The sequence below is a fragment of the Clostridium pasteurianum genome (genome assembly GCF_001705235.1).
Classification (GTDB): Bacteria; Bacillota; Clostridia; order Clostridiales; family Clostridiaceae; genus Clostridium_S; species Clostridium_S pasteurianum_A.
Window position 1 is genome coordinate 2,729,274 of the sequence record NZ_MCGV01000001.1, and the last position, 21,051, is coordinate 2,750,324.

Consider the following 21,051-nt stretch of genomic DNA (forward strand, 5'->3'; position numbering starts at 1 on the left):
TTACAAATGATATATTGGGGGAATTACTCATGAAAAAATTCTTCAGCTATATTTGTGTTTTTTTGCTTGTATTTACTATGGTGGGATGCAAGAAAAATAAAAAATTACAAAATATAAATGAGTTTAAAATTAATAGTGCAATTAAAACGGTTGAAGCATATATGAATAGCTATATGAGTAACGATACTTCAGCTATGAATCGTATGTATAGCAAAGGTCTTAAAAAGAAGGCTCAAAGTGTAAATACGCATTATCTTAAGGTGTCATCCTATAAGGTAATAAATACTCGAGAAATGGGAACTACAGCAGATATAGAAGTAAATGTTGTAAGTGCTGATGAACATTCACCCTATACCAGTGTAGATGATTATACTTTTAAGATTAAAAAGGATAAGGGAAAGTATGTTATAGATAAAATAGACAGCAGTTTGGATAAAGAAGTATTTCAATATAAAAGAAATTTAATGGTAAAGATTAAAGATGAAGCTAAGAGCAATATACTTATCAATTTGAGAGGTATACCGGAGTATGCTTTTTCTAAGAAAGATGATTTAAAAGTAGATAAGCTAAGAGTTTCTAAAGATACCTTTAGTTATTTAACCTTATCAAATTTTGGTGATACGGTCATTATTTCTACAGCAGGTCCTAATCCATTTGTTGGTATATGTCAAATAACAGATCTTGAAGAGCAGGAAAGTGGCGGTCAAAACGGTTCTCAAAATCAAAGTGATCAAAGTTTAGAGGATGAAAGTCAGCCTTTTAAGGTAGCAGCAAAATCTCTTAGCCCTGTAGATGTATATAAAGATTCTCAAATAGTTAATATGATATTTTCAAAGTCTGATGATATGGTTGCTGTTCAGTATAATCAAAATGCAACTATGCATATACAGGTGTATGATGCAGGCGCAGGTAAAGTTTTATCAAAAAGCATTGATAAAAAATTCCCACAAGATAAATTTGACTTAAAGCTTGTGAGGTTTGACGATAAGTATTTGATATTTGAAAGCGCGGCAAAGGATAATTATAAAGATGATGCTGAGGTTAAAAAGAATGTTGGAAAATGGGAATGGAATTTAAAGAGTTATAAAATAACTAAATATAAAGATTGACAATTTAGATTAGAAGAGTAAAATAAATCGTGTGGCGATTATATCGTTGCACGATTTATTTTTGGAGGATAATATGAGTAGAGAAGATAAGATAAAAAATATAATAAAATGCAGAGATAAAATAAATTCACTTATACATGAAAAATATCATAGTTTGACCAAAAAATATGACTTGAGCCTTGAGCAATTTCATCTTCTCATAGAATTAGATGAGCTTATGCTTGATGTAGAAGATAGTAAGGCGGCACCTACTGTAGGGGAGATAGCAAAAAATATTAACAATTCACAGAACACAGTATCAGAAAGGATAACAAGACTTGAAAATAAAGGTCTTGTAGAACGAAAAAGAGACAAGCAGGATAGAAGAATAAGCAGGGTGTATTTAACTGATAAGGGAAGAGAACTTATTGAAGAGATGGATAAAGAAGCAAATAGCAAATTTTTATTTGATTCATTGGGATGCATGGAGGACAAAGATATTGATAATTTACTAAATTGCTTAAATATCTTGATAAAACAAATGAATAAGATAAATTAAAAAATAATTTTAGAAAAGAGGAAAATTAAAAATGGATTTTGATAAAGCTAACTTGTACATTGAGGATTTATATAAGAATCAGGATAAAATAACTAAAGAAGAATTTATAAGTAAAACTAAACTCAAGAAATTTATACCAGTTATAGATGACGATACTGCTAGATTTTTAAAATTAATAATCACGGCTTTAAGGCCTAAGCGAATACTTGAAATAGGAACAAGTATAGGATATTCAACTACATCTATGGCTGAAATGGTAAATGAGTACGGTGGAAAGATAACTACTATAGAGTATGATGAAAAAGTTGCTGAGCAGGCTAAGCTAAATTTTAAAAATGCAGGTGTTTCTCAGTGCATAGAATTAAAATTTGGAGATGCTTTAAAAATAATTCCAGAGCTTCATGAAGAGTACGACTTGATATTTCAGGATGTAGATAAAAGATTATATCCCGTACTTTTTGAAAGTTGTGTTAGAATTTTAAAAAAAGGTGGAATTCTAATAGCTGATGATGCATTATTTCCGGTACTTGATTTAGACGAAAAATGGAAAAATTTAACAGAACCTATGAAAGAGTTTAATAAATTAGTAGCTGATAGCGATGAGGTTTACAGTACTTTATTGCCCATAGGTGATGGAATAATAGCAGCTGTTAAAAAATAATACTAGGAGATGTATAAATTTGGGTGATACTCAGAGTGAAAATATGAGAAAAAAGTGGGGTGATAAGCCTTACTATAGTTTAAATTGTTTTTTAAGAGAGAAGTTTAATGAAAAAGTATTTAAAATATCATTGGATGCAGGATTTTCATGCCCCAATAGAGATGGAACCATAAGTAGAGGGGGCTGCGTTTTTTGCAGCGAGAGAGGTTCTGGAGATTTTGCAGGGGATAGAAGATTTTCAATACCAGTGCAGTTTGAAGAGATAAAAGCTATGATGAAGAAAAAGTGGAAAAGTGGAAAATACATAGCGTACTTTCAGGCATACACAAATACCTATGCACCCATAGATGTACTTAGAGAAAAGTATAATGAGGCAATAAATGAAGAGGGAGTAGTAGGGCTTGCTATTGCAACTAGACCTGATTGTTTAGATGATAATGTTTTGGATTTAATAGAGGAATTTAGCAAGAAGATTTATGTTTGGGTGGAGCTTGGGCTTCAAACTTCTAATGATAAAATTGCAAAACTTATAAATAGAGGGTACAGTATTGAGGTTTTTAATAATGCTGTAGAAAATCTCAGAAAGAGAAATATAGATGTAGTGGTTCATACTATATTCGGACTTCCAGGAGAAACAGGGGAGGATATGCTTTCAACTATAGATTATGTTGGTCATAAGGATGTTCAGGGGATAAAGATACATTTACTGCATTTATTAGAGGACACTCCTTTGGTGGATTTTTATAATAGGGGTCAACTTAAATTTATGACTAAAGATGAGTATGTTAAAATAGTATGCAAAGCAATAACCATGCTTCCACAAAATATTGTAATACATAGGCTTACAGGAGATGCCCCTAGAAATCTCTTAATAGGACCAAAGTGGAGCCTTAAGAAATGGGAAATTCTTAATTCTATAGATAATACCATGAGGACCAATAATTTATATCAGGGTTTGGATTTTCGCACAAAGATTTAGATTAAAATTTGGTGGCTTTATGAATAGATAAACATTTTCCTATGTCTTAAAATATAAATATAATTTAAAAGCGGGAGGAATTAGTTATGGCAAATTTATCGTTAAGACATATTTATAAAATTTATGAGGGAAATGTTGAAGCAGTTAAGGATTTTAATCTTGAAATTGAAGATAAAGAATTTATTGTATTTGTAGGTCCTTCAGGTTGTGGTAAGTCTACTACTCTTAGGATGATAGCAGGACTTGAAGAAATAACAAAAGGTGAATTACGTATAGGAGGACAAGTGGTTAATGATGTTTCTCCTAAGGATAGGGACATAGCTATGGTTTTCCAGAACTATGCATTATATCCTCATATGACTGTTTATGATAATATGGCATTTGGACTTAAACTTAGAAAAACACCAAAGGAGGTTATAGATAAGAAGGTTAAAGAGGCTGCTAGAATTCTAGATATAGAGCATTTGTTAGATAGAAAACCAAAAGCTTTATCAGGTGGTCAAAGGCAGAGAGTTGCCATGGGAAGGGCTATAGTAAGAGAACCAAAGGTGTTTTTAATGGATGAGCCTTTATCAAATTTGGATGCAAAGCTTAGAGTTCAAATGAGAACTGAAATATCTAAGCTTCATAAAAGATTACAGAATACATTTATATATGTTACACATGATCAGACTGAAGCAATGACTTTAGGAACAAGAATAGTCGTTATGAAAGATGGAGTAATTAACCAGGTTGATACTCCTCAAAATATATATGAGAAGCCAGTTAATATGTTTGTTGCAGGATTTATAGGAAGTCCTCAAATGAATTTCGTAGATTCAAAGGTAAGTGAGGAAAATGGAACTATTATGCTGTCAATTGAAGACGATAAGATTCCTGCCACAAAGGAACTTGGTAAAGTTCTAAAAGATGGTGGATATATTGGAAAGAATGTCGTTATGGGAATAAGACCTGAAAACATGGATGAAGATCCTGAATTCCTTGAAAAGCATAATGATGCAGTGATTGATGCTAAAGTAGAGGTTACTGAGTTAATGGGTGCTGAGACATACATTTATTTAACTAAAGGTAAATCTAATTTTACTGTAAGAGTCGCAGGCTCTTCTATGTCAAAGGCTGGAGATAAAATTAAAGTTGGAATAAATACAAACAAAATACACGTATTTGATAAGGAAACGGAGAAAACTATATTTTAAAAGCATTGATAGAAATTTATATTATTAAGGGAATCTGAAAAATAGGAGAGATATATGTGGATGATTTGAAGATATTTTTGCAGGAAATCCAAAAGAATTCTGGCATACAATTTAAAATTTCATCTAAGAATGGAAAAGAAATATATGCAAGTGCTTCATACTCAGAAGATTGCAGTAATGTATATCGCCCTCTGACTTTAGGAAAAGAAAAATTTCTATTAAAAATAGATAAGAAGTATGAAGTATGCAGTAAGCTTCTTATCTATTCTATTGAAAATAAGTATAATGAAATGCGTTCTATGAGATACAAAGAACTTGTAGATATTTTAGATGGAAAAAGTATTAATATAAATAAGGAACTTAATGGTATCTTATCTAGTAGTTCTGCGATTTTTATTGTAAATTTGAATTCTGATGTGTACGATGGTTTGAACATAATAAATCAGATGTATAATGAAAATAAAATTATAAGTTTTATTTATAAATCTGAGATTATAATCGTTGGTGATTTTGAAGATGTCTATGAACATGCTGTAAGTATAAGAGAGGCAATGATATCAAATCTATTTTGTAAATGTATTGTTAGTTTTGTTGAAATCGCAAAGGGAAAGCTTAATTTAAAGGATGATTATGAAAAAGCGAGGGAAAGTTTAATCTTTAAGAAAATATTTTCTCTCAAAGATGAGGTGATTGATTACAATAAGCTTTTCTTTGAAAAAATAGTATATTATATAGAAACGAACCTGAAGCGAGAAATACTTCATAAGTTTAAAGAAAAATTTGATAGTTTTGATTCGGAAATGCTTAACACTATAGAGGAATTTGTTAATAATGGACTCAATATTAGTAGTACGGCTAAAAAATTATATATTCATAGAAATACTCTCATATATAGGATTGATAAGATAAAAAAGGAAACTGGATTTGATATAAAAAATTTTAAGGAAGCAGCCGTGTTTATAATAGCCTTTTTGATTTGGAAAGAGTATAAATAAGGAATTTCACAGGGCGAAATTTAATAGTTGATTTGAAAATTATAGTAAGAATGGTTTTACATAAGAGTTAATTTTTGTGTGAAACCATTTTCATTTTTAAAATTTCATTAAAAAAATACATGAAATCCTAAAAAAACGCTGTAAAAGAACAAAAAAACATTGTAAAATATAATTAGTCGTCATTAATTATACTATTATGACGAACATGCAATAATTCATTAATTACAAAAAAGTTTAAGGGGGAAGAAAATGAAATACTGTTACAAATGTGGTTCACAAATGGAAGATGATGATTTGTTCTGCGGAAATTGCGGGGCAAAGCAATACGAAAATGAAAAAACTGAGACAGCACCAGTAAAATATGAGAATACAGATTTACAAAATGTATTTAAATGTTTACCTAATATGTTATTAAAACCTGTATCAGCTGGTGAAGAGTTTATCTCCAAAAATTCAAAAAATAGCACAATAATCATGACAATAATTTTATGTCTATTTTCCGGAATATTGGGCGTATGGAGAGTACAACAATTTGTTTCAAGCATTCAAAATTTGGTTACTAGTTTTGTTAGTACGATTAACTCGCTAGCAAATATTATGGGGTCACGAGGAAGTAATGTACAAAATAGCGATATTATAGAATATTATTCTAAGATAAGGCAATATTTAAAGGTTCCTTATGGGGCTATTTTTGTACAGAATGTAGCCGTTCTTATAGTTACCATTATAATTATGTTTATTATTTTATATTTAGGCATAAGTATTGTAGATAAAAATAAGGTTAATACTTTAAAAATTTATAATACCGTAATAATATCTGTAATACCATTTTTTTATTTTAAAATATTAGCTATAATAGTTTCTTATGCTTCCAATTATGCAGGTTTTGTTATTGAATTAGTAGGACTTATAATTTGTATTGGAACGTTTGTTTTACTTGTAAGAAATGTATTTAGTATAGATAATAATAAAATTTTGTTTATTGCAGCGGCTTCAGTTTTATTCGTTTTAATATTAGGAAGTCTATGTGTGGGACAATTTATACAATCAGACATAAGAAATATAATGCAGTCATTTATGCAGAGCTCAAATTTGAATTTATAATTAAATTATTTAAGAAAGGCGCGGTTAAACATGAAATTCTGTACTAAATGTGGATATGAATTAAAGGAAGATCAAATTGTTTGTCCTAAATGTGGAAATAAAGTAAAGGGTGCTGAAAATAAGCCTCATGAAACTTTAACAGAAGCAAACGATAATTTTAATACAAAAGAAGAAAAATTGCCAGCTCGTCAAGAAGAAAACTTGCCAGTACCATTTAAGGCGCCACTGTCAAAAAATAAAAAAATAGCTGCAGCGTCAGTTTTGGTACTTATAGTTTTAATAGGAATATTTATTTACTTTGGAAAGAGCCAGTCTAGTCCAGAAAAAGTAGTTGATAATTTTAAAACTGCAGTTAATAAGCAAGATAAAAGTGAAATGGAAAAATTAATGGTATGTAACGATAGCGGATTAAAAATTGATGATGGAAATGTGGCTATGCTTCTTAGATATTTTAAAAATAATCCTTCATATTTGACTAATACATTAAGTCAGTTGGACAACCAGGCACTTAACACAGATAGAATTAACAGTAATTCTAATTTATCATCTTATATTCTTAATGTAAAACGTGATGGAAATAAATTTTTATTCTTTCCAAATTATAAAATAGAAGTAAAAGCATCATATATAACTGTGAAAACTAAGATAAAAGATGCTAATATTTATATTAATAATACCAAAGTTGGTACAAGTACAAGTGATGATTTTTCTAAAGAGTATGGTCCATATATTCCAGGAGAATACGTAGTAAAGGGCTCATACAAGGGTAAATACAGTACTTCTAATAATTCTCAAGATGTAGATACTGTAAAAGCTACTAATAATAAAATTTCAGTAAAAGTTCTAGAAGATTTAAAATACGTTAATGTAAAAAGTGATAATGATGATGCTGAGATTTTTGTAAATAGTGAAGATACAGGTAAAAAAGTAAAAGACAGAGAACCTATAGGACCTATTGATAATAATGCTAACATATATGGTGTTATTGAACAGGACGGCAAAAAGCTAAAGAGTATGGGTGAAACAAGAGATAGTTATGGCAACTCTGAAAATGCAGATATTTATTTGAATTTTGCTGATGCAAAAAGTGAGCTTCAATCTAATGAAAACGAAGTTAAGAGCCTTGTTCAAAATTATATAACTGCATTCTGCAGTGCTGTTAATTATAATGATATTTCATATGTATCATCTTATATAGCTCCTGCTAGTGAACTTTATAATGAACAGGTAAAATATATACCTAATGCATATAGCCAAAATATAAAGGAAAATAATCTAAGCTGCGATATTGTTTCATGTACTTTTGATAATGATAATAAGTCAGGTACAGTAGTTACTCATGAGGTTTATGATATAAATAATAATGGCAGTGACTCTCAAAAAACATTTGATTATAAGTACACTTTTAAATATAGCGACAAAAATTACGGATATCAGTTAACTAGTATAGCAAATGCCAAGTAATTAAAAGAGAAGTAACAGTGCTTTGGAACATTAAAAAAATCCTATAAATCTAAGATGGAAAAATCGTAAAATCCTAATATATTTCAATAACTCACTAGCGTTCAGACAAATTGAAATATCTAAGGATTTTACGATTTTTTCATCAAGATTTATTAGAATTTTTTTAAATCGTTCCTTCAGCACTGTTACTTCTCTTTAGGGGTAAAACAAGGAAAAAATTCCTCCGTGCCTACGGAATTTTAGGCATAAATTACAGAGATTAAATTAGTACATTACTATTTAGACAAGTAAGCTTCCAATAATTGAACTAAGCTTGTGAAATTTAAATAGCTGATTTAATTTGATATCTATATTATTTTTCGCAGGGAAGCGGAGAAAAATTCACCTTAGTATTTTTATAATTTGGAGCTTAGTCTTATGATTTTTATTTAATGTTTCAAAATACTATTACTTCACAATATATATAGCATACACTTAGATCGTTTAACATATATTGTATAGTGAATACATGTTTTACGAGAGGTAATAATTTTTGTTGATAATTATTTTTCTTATATTTATTGGAATTTGTATGTATTTTACATTTGATCTCATAAAAAAGATGGAAAAACAAAAAAGGCAGTTAATGTTTTTAACAAAACAAAACAATAAAATAAAGAAAAGCTTAAAAGAGAATTACGAAGAAAAAGTTAAAAAGGACAAGGAAGCAATTCAGATTAAATATGTACCTGTAAAATGTAAAAAAGGAATAGTAAATAAAGATACTGAACTTCACATTGCTCCAATTGACAATGCTGAAATATTAGATAGCATACCAAGTGGAAGGAATATTGAGATAGTTGATAGTGGTGAAATTAATGGAGTATTTTGGTATGAAATAGTAACTGATTTGAATAAAGATGTTAATAATAAGGGATGGGTACCTGCAGCAGATCTGATTTTACAAGAGGATATTATCGAACCCTAACGAAAGGAAAGGGACGGAACAGTGCTGAAGAGACATTAAAAAAATGCTATAAATCTAAGGCGAAAAAATCTTAAAATACTAAGATATTTCAATAACTCGCGAAAAAAGCTCAGACAAATTGAAATATCTAAGTATTTTAAGATTTTTTTAAATTGTCTTATCAGCACTGTTCCGTCCCTTTTGGAGTAAAGCAAGGGAAAAAATTCCTCCGTGCCTACGGAATTTTGGGTGTAAAGATTTGTAGCGGGTTTATTCTATTCATAAATTCTATCGTAACTGGGATTTGGACAAGGACCAATTATCCTTCTGTATAAAATATAGGATGGTTAATAACTTTATAGTTCAAAGCAATGTAGTGTATTCATATACCAAAGTAAAAGATTTAAAAAATAAAGAACCAATGCATGTGTGATATTTTATAAATTGCATTATAATAAGTATTATATAGGACTATAATTTAATGAACAATAGTTAGAAAGGGAGAATAACTAAAATAGAAATGTTATAGAGCAAAAAACTAAAAGGTGGGGTAAAATGAATGCACTTTTGACAGTAATACCACTAATATTTATTAGGTATGGAATTTTAAGTATAATAGGTAAAGAATCACTTAAACGTGCTGGTTTCTTTGCTCCATTAATCGGAAGAGAAAAAGTAGCATTCTGGGTTTATCAAATTACAACCGTTTTTATTTTTCTATACCTATTAGTACTCAAAATCAAAACTGATTCTTATTGGTTTTACATAGGTTTAGGAGTATATAGTTTAGGAATTATTTTATATGCTGTATCTATAGTAAATTATGCTAAACCTAAAATGAATGGAATAAATTTAAACGGATTATACCGAGTATCCCGCAATCCTATGTACATTGCATATTTTATTTATTTTTTAGGGTGTGCATTGCTAACACATTCTTTGATATTACTTGCGTTATTAATCTGTTTTCAAGTATCCGCACACTGGATTATTCTTTCAGAAGAAAGATGGTGTATTAAGAAATTCGGAGAAGAATATATAAAATATATGAATAAAGTGAGACGTTATATTTAGACAGTTATGCTATAACTCTATTATTCAAGTTATGGTTTGTGTTCTTTTTATATTATTCACCAAGGAGAATACTTGAAATGTAATAACTTTCCAAAGCTTTTATTCAATTAAGCATTTATTCTAAGCGAAGTAATAGTATTTTGGGAACGATTTAAATAAAATTCAATAAGACTTGCTTCAAATTATAAAAAGACTTAGAAATTTTAATTTGTCTGAGCTTCTTTTCAGCGAGTTATTAAAATTTCTTAGTATTTTTATAATTTGGAGCTTAGTCTTATGATTTTTATTTAATGTTTCAAAATACTATTACTTCGCCCGCATTCCTAGGCAATGAGTTCATTGTAAGAATGAATAAACTTGTGGGCTTCATTTTTTATATCTAATATATTATTTTCAGAAAATTCATCATGTACGGCAACGACGGTCATACCGGCTTTTTTTGCTGATAGGACGGCTGGCAAGATGTCTTCAAATACTACGCATTCATTTGGATTAGCTCCAAGGCGTTTAGCTGCAAGAAGATAGACATCGGGGAAACTTTTATCCTTTTTCACCTCATCTGTAATTGTTATGGAATCAAATAAATCATAGATTCCAAGTGGTTTTAATGCAGTTTTTACGAGAAGATGAGAGTTACTTGTTGCTAAGCCTATTTTTATACCTTTATTTTTAAGATAAGTCAAGTACTCTTTAGCATATGGCTTTAGTTTTATATCATATGCATAATGTTTATATGCCATTTGTGTCCAATCATTAATTATTTCTTCTACTGAATCTTTAAGATTAAATCTGTTTTTAAAATATTCAGCAGTATCTTGAAAACCTAAATGTTCTATATCAGAGCGTAAATTTTCAGGAAAAGATAAATTTTTTTGCTTCAAGTATTCAACGTCTATTGATTGCCAAACCCACATGGAATCAATAAGAGTACCATCCATGTCAAAAATAGCGGCTTTAATTGAATTGGTCATATATTATCACCTCATAGTTATAAGTATATCATGAGGTGAGAAAATTATCGACTGATAAATTGTTATTCAAAGTTTCTTTCAAAAATCTCTGTTTTGGACTTATCATTAAAATCTTCTACAGAGTTAATGCCGATTCTATTTAATATATCTTTTAGGCACGGGCTATCAAGAGAAATTTTTATATCAGAATTTTCTGCTGTCTCATTGACTATTTTTTTACCAGTATCTGCTGATATTAATGCCTTTGGACCTCCAACACACCCACCTGAGCAGCCCATTCCTTCCATGAAATTAGCTGGAAGCTTCTCATTTTGAGCTTTTTCAAGTAACTCTTTGCAATTTGGCACACCATCAGCTTTTATAGATTTGAATAATTCATATTTATCTGGAAAAAGTTTTTTTACAGCTTCACTTACTGAAGTAGATACTCCACCTGCACGTGCATATAATCGTCCTTCTCTTGAAGCATAATTTATAGTAGGTGTTTCAGAAAGTTCTTCAGGGTTAATGTTAAGCACCTCGAATATTCCTTTCAATTCTTCGAAAGTCAGCACAAAGTCTATTGCATCATTTAAATCTTTATTTCGGGCTTCTGCCTTTTTAGCAATACAGGGGCCTATAAATACAACTTTACAATCTGGGTTTAATTTTTTTATAACTCTTCCAGAGGCAATCATTGGAGAAACTGAAGGAGAAACGTATTTTGCTAGGTCTTTATAAACTTTTTTTAGCATTGAGACCCATATTGGACAGCAGCAGGAAGTAATCATTAAATCGTCTTTTGAATTTACAAATTCATCAAATTCAAAGGCTTCCTTTATAGTGAGCATATCAGCAAAAAAAGCTACTTCTACCATATCAGAAAAACCGATTTTTTTTAGAGCGGTTCGCATTTTTTCAAGGGATACATTTTCACCAAATTGTCCTGCTATTGCTGGAGCTACTGCGGCTATTACATTTGTGTTGCTTTTGAAAAGATTTACAAGTGGTAAAAATTCTACCTTATCAAGTATTGATCCAGATGGACATGAATTTATGCATTTTCCGCAATCTACACATAAATCATCTTCTATGTAAGAGGTATTATTTTTTTTATTAATTAATATGGCGTCGAAAGGACATGATTTTTGACACGGGGTTTTCTCGTTTGAGGTGGCACAAGAATTATTGCATTCCTTGATCTTTTCTACTATATTGTCTTTACATTCATAATGTGAAATTGCATTTTTCAATTCTTTTATGTATGTATTTGTATCTTTGAAGTCGATATGTACACCGCATAAGGAAGATATTATCTTTGAAAGTTCAGCTTTATCTATGTTTTCATCGGAAAGAATATGGTAAACGAAGGAATCAAAACTATTATTGTAATAGGAATCAACTAATGATTTAAATAACTCGGAATATTTATTATTCATTAAAGAAGCCCCCTTAAAATTATGTTATACAGTATATATTAACCAATAACCTTAGTATTTATTCTAATAAGAATATATACAAATTTTGTGTAGTATAAAAAAGTGCCCACAGTAAAATTACTGTGGACACCGTTAATTAAAATTAATGGAAAACCTGTATATTATTAAGGCAATGGGCTAACTGGATTAGAGTTATTTGCATTAGTAAAAGTTGAACCTGCAGGAAATCCAGAGATTGATACACTGTATTCAAAGCCTGCTGGGTTTTGAGGATTTCCAAGAGGAGAAGCCATATAATTCATTACTTCAAGTTCAAATTCTACAGTTACTGAAGTTTCACCTAAAAGTAAATTAGATGGTGTTACGGGTGGTGTAGTAATAGTCTGCCAAGTGTAAGGAGTGGTCTGGTACAATGATTGAGAAGGTGTAAATACTCCATCGTACAAGTTAGTAATATTTGCACCGCCTAAACTTGGAATTATATTAATTCTCCCTAAAAAAGCATTATCAGCAACAATACTTACAGCTGGAGTTATTGGGGTAGTTACAGCTGTTAGAGCAGCGAAACTAACAGTAAATCTTCTATAAAAATAAGCAGTTTCTCCAGATGCTATTAAAAGCGGATTTGTTGCAGGCAAATACCATAAGAATTCAGCAGCTGCAATATCACCAATATCTGTAGCAGTCGTTGGTATTTGAACCCAACCTGAATAAGGATTAGCTACTGCAACAGCCTGATTTGGTGGTATATATAATGCATTGCCACCTGAATTCTTAAATAAAGTGGTGGCGGGTATGCTTGCAATACGTGCTGTAGCCATTTATTAATCAACTCCTAATTGTAATATAAATTGGGTAAAGTGTTTTTGTACCCAATACATTATATGAGTCAATTGATAAAAGCGTAACATGGGATTGAAAGAATATTTTTGGTGAAATTGAGATATATAAATGAATGGTCGGGGTGACAAGAGTTGAACTTGCGACATCATGCTCCCGAAGCATGCGCGCTACCACTGCGCTACACCCCGCAAAGATAATTGAATTTTATGTATAAAAAAAACCCCTAAGGGTTAAATATTGGTCGGGGTGACAGGGATTGAACCTGCGACCTCATGGTCCCAAACCACGCGCGCTCCCATCTGCGCCACACCCCGCAAACATGTACTATTATATACGAGTTCATAGAAAAAAGCAATAGTTATAATAAAAAAACTGCGAAGTAATAGTATTTTGAAACATTAAATAAAACTCATAAGTCTTATCATAACTGGGGGTTGGGTCGTAGACCAATTATGCTTCTTTATAAAATATAGGCTATCTTAATGTTTAAGGCTAACAACTTTGGTTTATTAATTGAAAAACTTATCTAAACCCTTTATAATATGGAGATTGCCTGTTTAAAGTTAAGAAGGATAATGGGCTTCGCCCAAGCCTCGTGTATGATAATACTCATTGAATTTTATTTAAATTGTTTTCAAAATACTATTACTTCGCTTAAAATAAAAGCAAGGTGAATTTTTCTCCGTTTCACTACGAAAAATACATTTAGATAAATCTTTTAATTAATAAGCCAAAGTTGTTAATCGTAAACATTAAGGTATCATTGTTTTACTCTCTAAATGAAATAATAGTGCTTTGGAACGATTTAAAAAAATTCTAATAAATCTTGGAGAAAAAATCGTAAAATACTTAGAGTTTTGAATTTGTCTGAACAGTAGTGAGTTATTCAAAACTCTTAGTATTTTATGATTTTTTCTTCTTAGATTTATAGAATTTTTTTAATGTTCCAAAGCACTGTTATTTCGTTTCATTAGTATCGCCAAGTCCTCTAGTAGGTACTGTAGACATTACAAAACCTATGAAAACAGATACTAAGGCAGGTGCAACTATGTTTATGTAAGATACGAATCTGGTTCTGTACATAATGTAAGCTGAAATGCTAGTTATAGCAACAGAAACTATAAATATATATATTACAAACTTTGCAAAAGAACTCATAAATTTTTCGTATATTTTGTGTCTTGTGGGTCCGCTTATTATACTTCTAAAAATAAAATAAGATGCAAATATTAATACTATATCAACTGCTGATGAAATTAAAAAATTAAACATTATAGTATCCTCCTATAAATTATTTCTATAAGTATTTTTACCCATAACAATAAATAGTATTCTATAACATTAAATAAAGGCATAAAACTAAGCTTGAAATTAAAAAAGCTAAGAAAATTTAATTCACCTAAAAGAAATTAGGCTATTAAAATTCTCAGCTCTTTTGTAATTTATTTAATGGTTTTTATATATCATTATTTTAAGAATAGTTCTCCAACCTTGAATACATCGCCAGCACCAACAGTTAAAAGCAAATCACCTTTTTGAAGTTTAGTTTTAAGATATTTAACTATGTCTTCAAAGCTGTGTATATTTGAGCATTTAACGTTGTTTTTATTTATAGCATCAGAAAGTTTAGCTGAACTTACAACCCCTGTGTCTTTTTCCCTTGCAGCATATATATCAGCCAATACCAATTCGTCTACATTATGAAAGGCATCTGCAAATTCGTTAAATAAATTTAATGTCCTTGAATAAGTGTGAGGTTGAAATACACAGTAAATTTTATTATGAGGATAATTTTTAGCAGCTTCAAGAGTTGCTTTTATCTCAGTAGGATGGTGTGCATAGTCATCTACTACAGTGATTCCGTCTTTTACTCCTTTAACTTCAAATCTTCTGTGAGTTCCCTTAAAGCTTTCTATACCAGCTACTATTGATTTACTGCTCATGTTTAATTTTAAAGCTGTAGTTATTGCTGCTAAAGCATTTAGTATATTATGTTTTCCTGGAACATTAAGATTAATGTGGAATAAAAGTTTATCATTATTATATACATCAAAAGAACTAAAACCATGATCATTGAAAGTTATGTTCTTTGCTCTTATATCTCCTTTGTCAATTCCAAAATAAACTACATTACATTTTACATTTGAGGCTGCCCTTGAAGCTCGCTCATCATCAGCATTTGTAATAAGATAGCCATCTTCTGGAATTAAGTTTGCAAATTTTGTGAAAGCTTTTTCTACATTTTCTATGTTTTTATAAAAATCTAGATGATCAGCATCTACATTTAATATTACACCTATATAAGGATAAAATTGCAAAAATGAAGCTTTATATTCACAGGCTTCAGTTATAAAATAGTCACTTTTTCCTGCACGTACATTTCCGTGTATTATGTCTAAGTTTCCTCCAACTAAAATTGTTGGGTCTACTTTTTCAGTTAATGCAATGTGAGAAAACATAGAAGTTGTAGTGGTTTTTCCATGTGTACCTGATATAGCTACATTATATTTATGTCCTTTCATCAAAGCACCTAGAAATTCAGCTCTTGTCATTAAAGAAATCTTTGCCTCTTGTGCATAGATAAGTTCGGGATTATCTTTTGGGATGGCTGCTGTGTAGACTATTAAATCTACATCCTTTATGTTACTTTTACTATGACCTATATATATTTCTGCACCATTTTTTCTAAGCTTATCGAGTACCGGCGAATCATTCATATCTGAACCTGAAACTTTAAAGCCTCTTTCAAGCAGCACCTCTGCAAGACCGCTCATACTTACGCCACCGATACCAATAAAATGGATTTTTTTACCTACATCATTTTTTAGATTAAAAGACATAAAAAATTCAACTCCTAACAAAAATAAATACACATGGGATTCTACTAAATTGTTTTATTAAAGTCCACCCATGTTCTTTAATTCTCATTATACTATATATTGAAATTTTATAAAGGAATTCATAGTAAAATTAAGATTAAAGTTCTAAAAAGTATTGATTAAGGGTATAAATAAGAATAAAATAAGAATAATAGAATGCTTTAAGTAAGTGCAGAAGAATATCTTATTTAAAACACAGCTAAATTAAGAATGTAGTTTTAAAATAATAGAATAGGTGATGTAATGGAAAAGTTCAGCAGAAATCAAAGGGTTTCGGCTATAACTAAAACTTTAATTGAATATCCAAATAAAGTTATAAATTTGAATTATTTTACGGATTTATTTAATGCTGCCAAGTCAACAATAAGTGAAGATTTAGTAATAGTAAGAGATACTATGGATAGATTAGGTTATGGAAGAGTTGAGACTATAGCTGGTGCATCTGGTGGAGTTAAATATATTTCGTCAGTATCAGAGGAAAGAGTAGAACAATTTGTAAAAGAGTTATGTGTGATTTTGCAAGAAAAGGATAGAATAATACCAGGTAACTTTATTTATATGACAGATGTAATGTGTAATCCACAAATGGTGCATTTATCAGGGTTAATTTTAGCTTCTAAGTTTGCAGATTTAAATGTAGATTATGTAGTTACTGTTGAAACTAAAGGAATTCCGCTTGCATATGAGGTGGCAAGGCTTTTGGGAGTTGAACTAGTAATTGTAAGAAGAGGTGCTAAGGTTACGGAAGGTGCTACTGTTACAATAAACTATGTTACAGGTTCTCTTAGAAGAATTCAAAGCATGTCACTTGCAAGAAAATGTATGAACAAAGGCAGTAAGTGCGTATTCATAGATGATTTTATGAAAGCTGGTGGAACAGCACTTGGAATAGTTGATCTCTTAAAAGAATTTGAAAGTGAACTTTTAGGTATAGGAGTTCTTGTAGATAATACTAAAACCCCTAAAAAATTAGTTCATAATTATTATTCAATAGTGGACTTTAATGGCATAAATGATGACGGATCTGCAATTATAGTTCCAGCTATTATAGGAAAATAATAAAAATTTCAAAAAATTAATGCTTTTTTTAAAATTTAAGAAGGATTATTAAGCTACATAAAGAATATTAAAAGTAGATATATTTTTATTCTAAAATATGTGAGCATCTTTGGAGGTGTAATATATGCAAATTACAGATGTGAGAATAAGGAAAATAACATCAGAAGGAAAAATGAAAGCTATTGTTTCAGTAACTTTTGACAACGAATTCGTTGTTCATGATATAAAAGTTATTGAAGGTCAAAATGGTTTATTTATTGCTATGCCTAGTAGGAAGACACCAGATGGTGAGTTTAAAGATATAGCTCATCCAATAAATACAGCTACTAGAGAAAAAATTCAAAGTGCTATATTGGCAGAATATGAAAAAGTTAAGAGTGAAGAAGAGACAAAAACGGAGACAGAGGAATAAATAAAAAGGAGTTATTAGCTCCTTTTTATTTTGTCTATGATTTAATAAGCACAAGGGTAAGGCTTATTAAATCATAGACTATTTTTTTTTTTTTTAGGTAGTTCTGTGGTAGATTTCTATAAAAGTTAGTATAATTTTATTAACATTTTAATCAATTAATGGTACAATAAGCGTAAATCAAATTTTTTACAGGTTAGGGGTTTTAAGTATGGGAAGTTATGAGATATTGTCTATTGGCACAAAACTTAAAAACTTAAGGGAAAAATATAATGTAAGACAAGAAGATCTGGCAGGCGGTGAAATAACTAGAAATCTTATCAGTCAGATAGAACATGGCAAGGCAAATCTCACCAAGAATGCTGCTGAAATCATATTAAAAAACTTAAAGAAAATTTGCGGTAAAAATCATATAACAATTGATGAAAACATAGAATATTTAATGGAAGATGAAAAATCTCAGGCTGAAAAGATACTTGATAAATATATTAAAGAGCTTAGAGATCTTATGGTATACAAAGATGCTAGCTTTGTGGACAAACTGACCGAAGTCGAAGAATTCTTAGTACAATGGAATATTACTGATAAAAAAGTAGACATTTTTGAATTAGCAGGAGATTATTTTACTAGTACAGATGATTATTATAAAAGCTCATTATATTATGAAAAAGCCAGAGCGCTATTTGATAAGTATAGCAAAAATTCTATTAGCATTTTAAGAAAATTATCTATGGTATATTTTTATATGGGTGAATATGAACAGGATATAAAATGTTGTCAATTTGCATTGGATTGGTTTAATGATGATTTGACAGAAGAATATCGCTGCATATTTTTATTTAATAGTGCCTTATGTTATATTGAAATAAAACAATATTATGAAGCTATTAAAAATTTAATAAAAACTGAAGAAATAATTAAGCATGTAAATATTAATAAATATTATGAAGTTCTTGTTGAAGAAGCTATTTGTTTGGAACACTTAGAAAAGTATACAGAAAGTCTCGATATTTATAATAAATTATTAGATATCTTCAAAAATACTAACGCGGAACAATATGTATTAGTATTAGCAAATATGCTGAACCTCTTTAGAGATTCTAATGATTATATTAATGCTCAAAAAACTATTAATAATTTGGTACCAAATATAAATAAACTTAATAACAACTCTAAATATTTACCTAGTATATATTTAGAATTAAGTAAAACTTTTAAGTGGTTGAAAAATTTAAAAAAGGCTGAAGAATGTTGCTTGAAAGGATTTTATGCTTCTCAAAAATATACACATTACTTTGTAATAGATAACATATTCGCTGAATTGATAGATATATATTGTGATACAAATAATACAGAAAAAATTCAAAAAGTAAAAAATGACTTTTTTATAATGACAAGTAAAGAAAATAAATTAAATACTAAAATAGTGTTTAAATTGATAGGAATTTATCTAAAAAACAATGATACTCAATCTATTCAAGAAATATATGATTTTAGTACAAAATTTATATCATAAAGGATGTGATAATTATGTTTTTTAGAAGAAAAAAAATACTACTACTGGTTTTAGTCATGGGTATTTTACTTTTAAGCTTAAATTTTAGTAATGCACCCTTATTAGCGCATGCACCAGAACTTCCCTGGTAACATATGACAACGTTACCTTTATAATTTATTAAAATTTTAATTTCTACATAAAAATGCCAAGTAATCTGTTAACTTAATATTACTTGGCTAAATTCTATATTATAATATTTCTATCTGGCATGTCATTTCTAAATTATTTTGAATCTCTTCCACCACATTAAACCAATTTTAAGATCATATATTTAAGTAAAACAATTAATAATGTTGAAATTATATCTTCAATAAAATATAATAAAGGAAGGTGTAACAGATATTTAATAAATGTGTTACAAATGATTTAAAAACAAAACAATAATATACACCTTTATTTATAAAATGGAAGGAGTTGAAAAGCGTTACTCTATAAAATAGTTATTTTTTAGAGCAGCGTATTTAAATTATGTATAAATGTGCTTTAATATTGGCTGCTGGTAAGGGCAAAAGAATGAAATCCAAATTGCCGAAAGTGCTTCATAAAGTATGCGACAAAGAAATGATAAATCATGTAATAGATACTATGAAAAAATCCAATCTTGATGATATTAATGTAATCATAGGAAAAGGAGCAGAATTAGTAAAGAAAGCTACAGCTGAGAAGAACGTCAGCTATTCATTACAAGAAGAACAATTAGGAACAGGACACGCAGTTAAATGTGCCGAAAAGTTTCTTCAAGGTAAGGATGGAATTGTAGCTATTTTTACTGGTGATGCTCCTTTAATTACAGAAGAAACTGTAAAGAAGTTAATTGATTTCCATAAAGAAGGCGGATATAAAGCTACTATTATAACTGCTTCAATTGATAATCCAGAAGGATACGGAAGAATAATAAGGAATGCAGATGGTTCAGTAGAAAAAATAGTAGAACATAAGGATTGTACAGAGGAAGAGTTAAAAGTTAAAGAAATAAATTCTGCAATGTACTGCTTTGATATTAAAAGTTTACTTCAAAGTCTTAGAGAATTAAAGAATGATAATGCTCAAGGAGAATACTATTTGACAGATGTTATTGGAATTCTTCAGGGTAAAGGTGAAAAAATAGGAGCTATGGCAGTACCTTTTGAAGAGATTTTAGGAGTAAATTCTAGAGTTCAGCTTGCTGAAGTTAGTAAGATAATGAATAAGAGAATAAATGAAAAACACATGGAGAACGGAGTTACATTAGTTGATCCAGATAACACATATATAGGCCCTGATGTTGAGATAGAAAGTGATACAGTAATCTATCCAGGTAATGTACTTCAAGGTAAAACTGTGATTAAAGAGGGATGCATTTTATATCCTAATTCAAGAATAGAGGATAGTACCATTGAGAAAAATGTTACTATACAAAGTTCAGTAATTCTTGAAAGTATTGTTGGAGAAAATACAACAGTTGGACCATTTGCATATATAAGACCTGAAAGCAAAATAGGTAATAATGTTAGACTTGGTGACTTTGTTGAGGTAAAGAAATCTACTATTGGAAATGGAACCAAGGTATCACATTTAACTTATATAGGCGATGCAGAAGTAGGAGAAGGTTGCAATTTTGGATGTGGTACAGTTGTAGTAAATTATGACGGTAAAGTTAAGAATAAGACAATTATAGGAAACAAATCTTTTATAGGTTGTAATACTAATTTAGTGTCTCCAGTAACGGTTGAAGACAATACTTATATAGCAGCAGGATCAACGATAACAGATAAAGTTCCTGAAGGTTCCCTTGCAATCGCAAGAGCTAGACAAGTGGTAAAGCAAGGTTGGGTTGATAAAAAAGGACTAAGGAAATAATTTTTAGGA

General features: G+C 29.8%; 19 protein-coding genes and 2 tRNA genes. 14 read left to right on the top strand and 7 right to left on the bottom strand.

The genetic code is table 11. The features are described from left to right. Nucleotides 1–29 precede the first annotated feature (29 nt). From BEE63_RS12140 to BEE63_RS12185, 10 genes are all read left to right on the top strand, one after another. Nucleotides 30–1,109 (top strand): hypothetical protein, encoded by a 1,080-nt coding sequence (locus BEE63_RS12140; protein WP_066021643.1) that lies wholly within the window; start codon nt 30–32, stop codon nt 1,107–1,109. Between the two features lie 73 nt (nt 1,110–1,182). Further along, on the top strand, nt 1,183–1,647 hold the full coding sequence (locus tag BEE63_RS12145) for a MarR family winged helix-turn-helix transcriptional regulator (RefSeq protein ID WP_066021644.1): 465 nt from the start codon (nt 1,183–1,185) through the stop codon (nt 1,645–1,647). Between the two features lie 31 nt (nt 1,648–1,678). Then, nucleotides 1,679–2,308 (top strand): O-methyltransferase, encoded by a 630-nt coding sequence (locus BEE63_RS12150; protein WP_066021645.1) that lies wholly within the window; start codon nt 1,679–1,681, stop codon nt 2,306–2,308. Between the two features lie 43 nt (nt 2,309–2,351). Next, the gene (locus tag BEE63_RS12155; RefSeq protein WP_066023226.1) at nt 2,352–3,287 is read left to right on the top strand and encodes a TIGR01212 family radical SAM protein; all 936 of its coding nucleotides are present in this window, start codon (nt 2,352–2,354) and stop codon (nt 3,285–3,287) included. A gap of 86 nt (nt 3,288–3,373) precedes the next feature. After that, nucleotides 3,374–4,483 (top strand): ABC transporter ATP-binding protein, encoded by a 1,110-nt coding sequence (locus tag BEE63_RS12160; RefSeq protein ID WP_066021646.1) that lies wholly within the window; start codon nt 3,374–3,376, stop codon nt 4,481–4,483. A 56-nt stretch (nt 4,484–4,539) separates the two neighbouring features. Further along, the gene (locus tag BEE63_RS12165) at nt 4,540–5,478 is read left to right on the top strand and encodes a PucR family transcriptional regulator (protein WP_066021647.1); all 939 of its coding nucleotides are present in this window, start codon (nt 4,540–4,542) and stop codon (nt 5,476–5,478) included. Nucleotides 5,479–5,727: 249 nt separating this feature from the next. Beyond that, complete coding sequence (locus BEE63_RS12170; protein ID WP_066021648.1) at nt 5,728–6,582, top strand: zinc ribbon domain-containing protein; 855 nt, start codon at nt 5,728–5,730, stop codon at nt 6,580–6,582. A gap of 30 nt (nt 6,583–6,612) precedes the next feature. Next, complete coding sequence (locus BEE63_RS12175) at nt 6,613–8,046, top strand: zinc ribbon domain-containing protein (protein WP_066021649.1); 1,434 nt, start codon at nt 6,613–6,615, stop codon at nt 8,044–8,046. Nucleotides 8,047–8,578: 532 nt separating this feature from the next. After that, on the top strand, nt 8,579–9,013 hold the full coding sequence (locus tag BEE63_RS12180) for a hypothetical protein (protein WP_066021650.1): 435 nt from the start codon (nt 8,579–8,581) through the stop codon (nt 9,011–9,013). 534 nt (nt 9,014–9,547) lie between these two features. Then, nucleotides 9,548–10,066 carry a methyltransferase family protein gene (locus BEE63_RS12185; RefSeq protein ID WP_066021651.1) on the top strand — a complete coding sequence of 173 codons (519 nt, stop codon included), beginning with the start codon at nt 9,548–9,550 and terminating at the stop codon, nt 10,064–10,066. A gap of 323 nt (nt 10,067–10,389) precedes the next feature. Here BEE63_RS12185 and BEE63_RS12190 read toward each other — a convergent pair whose 3' ends face one another. From BEE63_RS12190 to murC, 7 genes are all read right to left on the bottom strand, one after another. Beyond that, nucleotides 10,390–11,037, bottom strand: a complete 648-nt coding sequence (locus tag BEE63_RS12190) for an HAD family hydrolase (protein WP_066021652.1) — start codon at nt 11,035–11,037, stop codon at nt 10,390–10,392. Nucleotides 11,038–11,099: 62 nt separating this feature from the next. Beyond that, entirely contained in the window at nt 11,100–12,455 is a 1,356-nt protein-coding gene (locus tag BEE63_RS12195; RefSeq protein ID WP_066021653.1) for a [Fe-Fe] hydrogenase large subunit C-terminal domain-containing protein, read from the bottom strand. Between the two features lie 164 nt (nt 12,456–12,619). Beyond that, the gene (locus BEE63_RS12200) at nt 12,620–13,276 is read right to left on the bottom strand and encodes a hypothetical protein (RefSeq protein ID WP_066021654.1); all 657 of its coding nucleotides are present in this window, start codon (nt 13,274–13,276) and stop codon (nt 12,620–12,622) included. A 135-nt stretch (nt 13,277–13,411) separates the two neighbouring features. After that, nucleotides 13,412–13,486, bottom strand: a tRNA-Pro gene (locus BEE63_RS12205). Nucleotides 13,487–13,536: 50 nt separating this feature from the next. After that, nucleotides 13,537–13,612, bottom strand: a tRNA-Pro gene (locus BEE63_RS12210). A gap of 643 nt (nt 13,613–14,255) precedes the next feature. Beyond that, nucleotides 14,256–14,570 carry a hypothetical protein gene (locus BEE63_RS12215; RefSeq protein ID WP_066021655.1) on the bottom strand — a complete coding sequence of 105 codons (315 nt, stop codon included), beginning with the start codon at nt 14,568–14,570 and terminating at the stop codon, nt 14,256–14,258. Between the two features lie 194 nt (nt 14,571–14,764). Next, nucleotides 14,765–16,138 (bottom strand): UDP-N-acetylmuramate--L-alanine ligase, encoded by a 1,374-nt coding sequence (gene murC, locus BEE63_RS12220; protein ID WP_066021656.1) that lies wholly within the window; start codon nt 16,136–16,138, stop codon nt 14,765–14,767. Between the two features lie 282 nt (nt 16,139–16,420). On the opposite strand from murC, the gene purR reads away from it, so the two are divergent. From purR to glmU, 4 genes are all read left to right on the top strand, one after another. Continuing rightward, the gene (gene purR / locus BEE63_RS12225; protein WP_066021657.1) at nt 16,421–17,236 is read left to right on the top strand and encodes a pur operon repressor; all 816 of its coding nucleotides are present in this window, start codon (nt 16,421–16,423) and stop codon (nt 17,234–17,236) included. 124 nt (nt 17,237–17,360) lie between these two features. Continuing rightward, nucleotides 17,361–17,648, top strand: a complete 288-nt coding sequence (gene spoVG / locus BEE63_RS12230) for a septation regulator SpoVG (protein ID WP_066021658.1) — start codon at nt 17,361–17,363, stop codon at nt 17,646–17,648. A 208-nt stretch (nt 17,649–17,856) separates the two neighbouring features. After that, entirely contained in the window at nt 17,857–19,161 is a 1,305-nt protein-coding gene (locus tag BEE63_RS12235) for a helix-turn-helix transcriptional regulator (RefSeq protein ID WP_066021659.1), read from the top strand. A gap of 510 nt (nt 19,162–19,671) precedes the next feature. Continuing rightward, nucleotides 19,672–21,042, top strand: coding sequence for a bifunctional UDP-N-acetylglucosamine diphosphorylase/glucosamine-1-phosphate N-acetyltransferase GlmU (gene glmU / locus BEE63_RS12240; protein WP_066021660.1), 1,371 nt, complete (start codon nt 19,672–19,674; stop codon nt 21,040–21,042). The last annotated feature ends 9 nt before the right edge of the window (nt 21,043–21,051 follow it).

Coding starts and splice junctions, on each gene's coding strand:
- BEE63_RS12140 (WP_066021643.1), top strand. CDS start 30: ATGAAAAAATTCTTCAGCTATATTTGTGTTTTTTTGCTTGTATTTACT.
- BEE63_RS12145 (WP_066021644.1), top strand. CDS start 1,183: ATGAGTAGAGAAGATAAGATAAAAAATATAATAAAATGCAGAGATAAA.
- BEE63_RS12150 (WP_066021645.1), top strand. CDS start 1,679: ATGGATTTTGATAAAGCTAACTTGTACATTGAGGATTTATATAAGAAT.
- BEE63_RS12155 (WP_066023226.1), top strand. CDS start 2,352: ATGAGAAAAAAGTGGGGTGATAAGCCTTACTATAGTTTAAATTGTTTT.
- BEE63_RS12160 (WP_066021646.1), top strand. CDS start 3,374: ATGGCAAATTTATCGTTAAGACATATTTATAAAATTTATGAGGGAAAT.
- BEE63_RS12170 (WP_066021648.1), top strand. CDS start 5,728: ATGAAATACTGTTACAAATGTGGTTCACAAATGGAAGATGATGATTTG.
- BEE63_RS12175 (WP_066021649.1), top strand. CDS start 6,613: ATGAAATTCTGTACTAAATGTGGATATGAATTAAAGGAAGATCAAATT.
- BEE63_RS12185 (WP_066021651.1), top strand. CDS start 9,548: ATGAATGCACTTTTGACAGTAATACCACTAATATTTATTAGGTATGGA.
- BEE63_RS12190 (WP_066021652.1), bottom strand. CDS start 11,037: ATGACCAATTCAATTAAAGCCGCTATTTTTGACATGGATGGTACTCTT.
- BEE63_RS12195 (WP_066021653.1), bottom strand. CDS start 12,455: ATGAATAATAAATATTCCGAGTTATTTAAATCATTAGTTGATTCCTAT.
- BEE63_RS12200 (WP_066021654.1), bottom strand. CDS start 13,276: ATGGCTACAGCACGTATTGCAAGCATACCCGCCACCACTTTATTTAAG.
- BEE63_RS12215 (WP_066021655.1), bottom strand. CDS start 14,570: ATGTTTAATTTTTTAATTTCATCAGCAGTTGATATAGTATTAATATTT.
- murC (WP_066021656.1), bottom strand. CDS start 16,138: ATGTCTTTTAATCTAAAAAATGATGTAGGTAAAAAAATCCATTTTATT.
- purR (WP_066021657.1), top strand. CDS start 16,421: ATGGAAAAGTTCAGCAGAAATCAAAGGGTTTCGGCTATAACTAAAACT.
- spoVG (WP_066021658.1), top strand. CDS start 17,361: ATGCAAATTACAGATGTGAGAATAAGGAAAATAACATCAGAAGGAAAA.
- BEE63_RS12235 (WP_066021659.1), top strand. CDS start 17,857: ATGGGAAGTTATGAGATATTGTCTATTGGCACAAAACTTAAAAACTTA.
- glmU (WP_066021660.1), top strand. CDS start 19,672: ATGTATAAATGTGCTTTAATATTGGCTGCTGGTAAGGGCAAAAGAATG.